This is a genomic window from Hymenobacter frigidus, from assembly GCF_014640435.1.
GTDB classification, from domain to species: Bacteria; Bacteroidota; Bacteroidia; order Cytophagales; family Hymenobacteraceae; genus Hymenobacter; species Hymenobacter frigidus.
In genome coordinates this window covers 1-2,534 of the sequence record NZ_BMGY01000090.1, presented here as the reverse complement: position 1 = coordinate 2,534, position 2,534 = coordinate 1, and the positions used below count along the sequence as shown (strand labels likewise).

Here is a 2,534-nt window from a genome sequence, read left to right as displayed (position 1 = left end):
GCTTAGGCTGGAACGACCACTACCTGGAGGACCTGCTCGCCCGAATTGCTAAATGTGTTTAGTCTGTACCGGTCATCAGCAAGCTCGCGCTGAAGCGCCTGCAACAGATGCTTAAGACCTTGACCCAGCAAGTAGCCCTGGTCGAAGCCGAACTGCTGACCTTATTAGAGCAGCGCTTTGCGGCCCAGATGACGCTGCTGTGTTCCATTCCCGGCATCGGGCGCAAAACCGCGGGCATGCTGCTGCTTTTTGCCGGCGGCTTCACCCGCTTCGATAACTACCGGCAAGTGATTGCCCTGGCGGGTCTCTCACCCCGCGAGCACACCTCGGGCACGAGCATCCGCGGCAAGGTGCGCATCACCAAAATGGGCGGGGGCTTGATTCGCGGCAAATTGTTCATGTGCAGCTTCTCCGCTAAAAAGACGAACGTAGCTTGTGCGGCTCTTTTTGACCGCCTCGTGGCCAAAGGCAAGAACAAGAAACTGGCCCTGATTGCGGTCTGCAACAAGCTGCTCAAGCAAGCCTTTGCCATCGTCAAATCGGGCGTGCCCTATCAAGCTGATTTTAGCTCAAAACTCACCCTCACCCCTTAATTTTTAACACAGTTCATGTTAAGGGAGGATTCCGCGAAGGGAGCCAGCCAGCCAGCGGCCCGTTTCGCGCTTCCGTCCAACTGGAACAGCACCGGCATTTGCAAGTCCCTCGCCAACATCGCCCCTTGTAACCGTTGCTATTTGCAAGGGGCCGCGGCCTGTTCCGCCTGTTCTTTACAGGGAGTGGTGGCCACCGACAACGCGTGAGAATGGAGTTTACGAAACTCATCTACTTGGCCCGTTTCCTAAACTTTGATTCGTAGACGGGTTTCGTAAACTCACCAGGTGCTGCAGTAGCTTGCGGGCACCTGGTAGCGGGCCGCAGCTGGTGGTTTACCGAAAGGAGTGTTATTTCATGCCTGCTTCTTGAGTTGGTTTTGTTTAAACCGCTCCAGTTGCTCAGGGGTAGGCATTTTCCAGTACGGAAGGTCTGTGAGCAGCTGCTCCACTTCGCCTTGGTCTTGCCCTTCCGCCAGTTCTTGGTTGTACTTGCTGCCAATCAGGTGGCGCAGCTGGGCCGCTTCTTTGAACACGGCTGGCGACATCACATAGGCCAGTGCCCACGCCCGGTCCTCGGCGTTATCGTGGTACTGGCTCCCGATGCGGTCCAAGCCCACAACGAGTTTGTTCATAAAAGCCAAGAATTGAAACGCTTCGGATTCGGTGAGTTCTCGCATAGCACCAATATTACCCACGTTCACGAAAACGGTCCCAAGGTAAACGCGGCCCGTTCAAAATAAGGAGGGTCTTACTGCGCTCCCGAAGCGGCGTTCAGCACGAGCAGCGAGTACGCATGAATCAGCCCATAGCTGAGCCAGAAAGCGGCTTTTTTAGCCGATTCGCTTTGGTGGATAAGCTGGCGACGCACCCGCTTACCCCTGTCGTGGCCGAGGTAGACTTTTTTGAGGAAAAAGTAACTCAACAGCATCGAGGTCACCACGATGCTCAAAAACCACGCAAAGTCCAGCGAAGGGTGGTGCAGCACGTACCCCACCCCCGCCAGGAACGAGGACGACGAAAGCAGGGCCACCGCATAGGCCATGATGACGACCGCCCGGTATTCCTTCACAGGAGCAAGTTTTGGGGTGATGATGCTCTCTGTCCAGGAGTACAGATAGTCCAAAGGCAACAGCCAATTAAGCATGACGAACGTTCAATGAAACGGTGGTTCAAATTAATAGCCGTTCAACATTCGCAACAGGGCCTTCTTATAGCAGTCAGGGGGTAAAATTACTGTAAGCAGTTCCTGGCCAAGGTCAGAAAGTCGTAACTTATTGGCTCGCGATAAATTACGGACTGCCGAACTAATAAGTCAGGAAAATGAGGTCCATAAAGGCGGTCCATAAATAAACAGCCCTTTAGTTTATTGGACCTAACTTTTTGACCCGATCTAAAATAGTAATTTGTTCAAAGTGAACCACATATAATATAGGCTTTATCCTTAGAGTAAGTTTATCCCCCGGCTGCTATAAGAAGGCCAAGCTCAACGGGGCCGACGACTCCAAGGTCATGAACTAGACCAAGCACAAGACGAGCGCCATGATCCGCCGCTACACCCGCCTCGACAACGTCCGGCAACACAACTCGGCCAAGGAATTAGGGCTATAATATTTCTATGTCCACATTTAGAGTATATAATGTATTGCAATCCATTTGTAATGGCTGATCTTTTATAATGAACATACCAATTCTGACCTCAGACCGTCCCTTTTCCCCGGTCCAAATGACCATTGAGGATGTGGAAACAGGACGCGTGCCTCGTTACCTCTACAAATACCGAGGGCCAGATGAGTTCACGAAAAAAATAATTAAGAACCAAGCGTTATGGTATGCCACGCCCCTATCATTCAATGATCCCTTTGATTGTCAGATAACACTAGTGGTCTGACAGTTTAGTTTTGAGTTTTTTCTTTGGTCAGGTCGGCGTACCTGTTTTTTAAG

3 protein-coding genes are annotated in these 2,534 nt (G+C 51.7%); 1 reads left to right on the top strand and 2 read right to left on the bottom strand.

What is annotated here, in order from left to right; all coding sequences use genetic code 11:
* Window positions 1-107 precede the first annotated feature (107 nt).
* On the top strand, window positions 108-593 hold the full coding sequence (locus IEW17_RS20515) for a transposase (protein ID WP_188563930.1): 486 nt from the start codon (window positions 108-110) through the stop codon (window positions 591-593).
* Between the two features lie 353 nt (window positions 594-946).
* On the opposite strand, the gene IEW17_RS20510 is transcribed toward IEW17_RS20515, so the two are convergent.
* Both IEW17_RS20510 and IEW17_RS20505 read right to left on the bottom strand, forming a co-directional pair.
* Window positions 947-1,225: a hypothetical protein gene (locus tag IEW17_RS20510; protein ID WP_188563929.1), complete on the bottom strand. Its 279-nt coding sequence runs from the start codon at window positions 1,223-1,225 to the stop codon at window positions 947-949.
* Between the two features lie 116 nt (window positions 1,226-1,341).
* Window positions 1,342-1,737 carry a hypothetical protein gene (locus tag IEW17_RS20505; RefSeq protein ID WP_188563928.1) on the bottom strand — a complete coding sequence of 132 codons (396 nt, stop codon included), beginning with the start codon at window positions 1,735-1,737 and terminating at the stop codon, window positions 1,342-1,344.
* Window positions 1,738-2,534 lie beyond the last annotated feature (797 nt).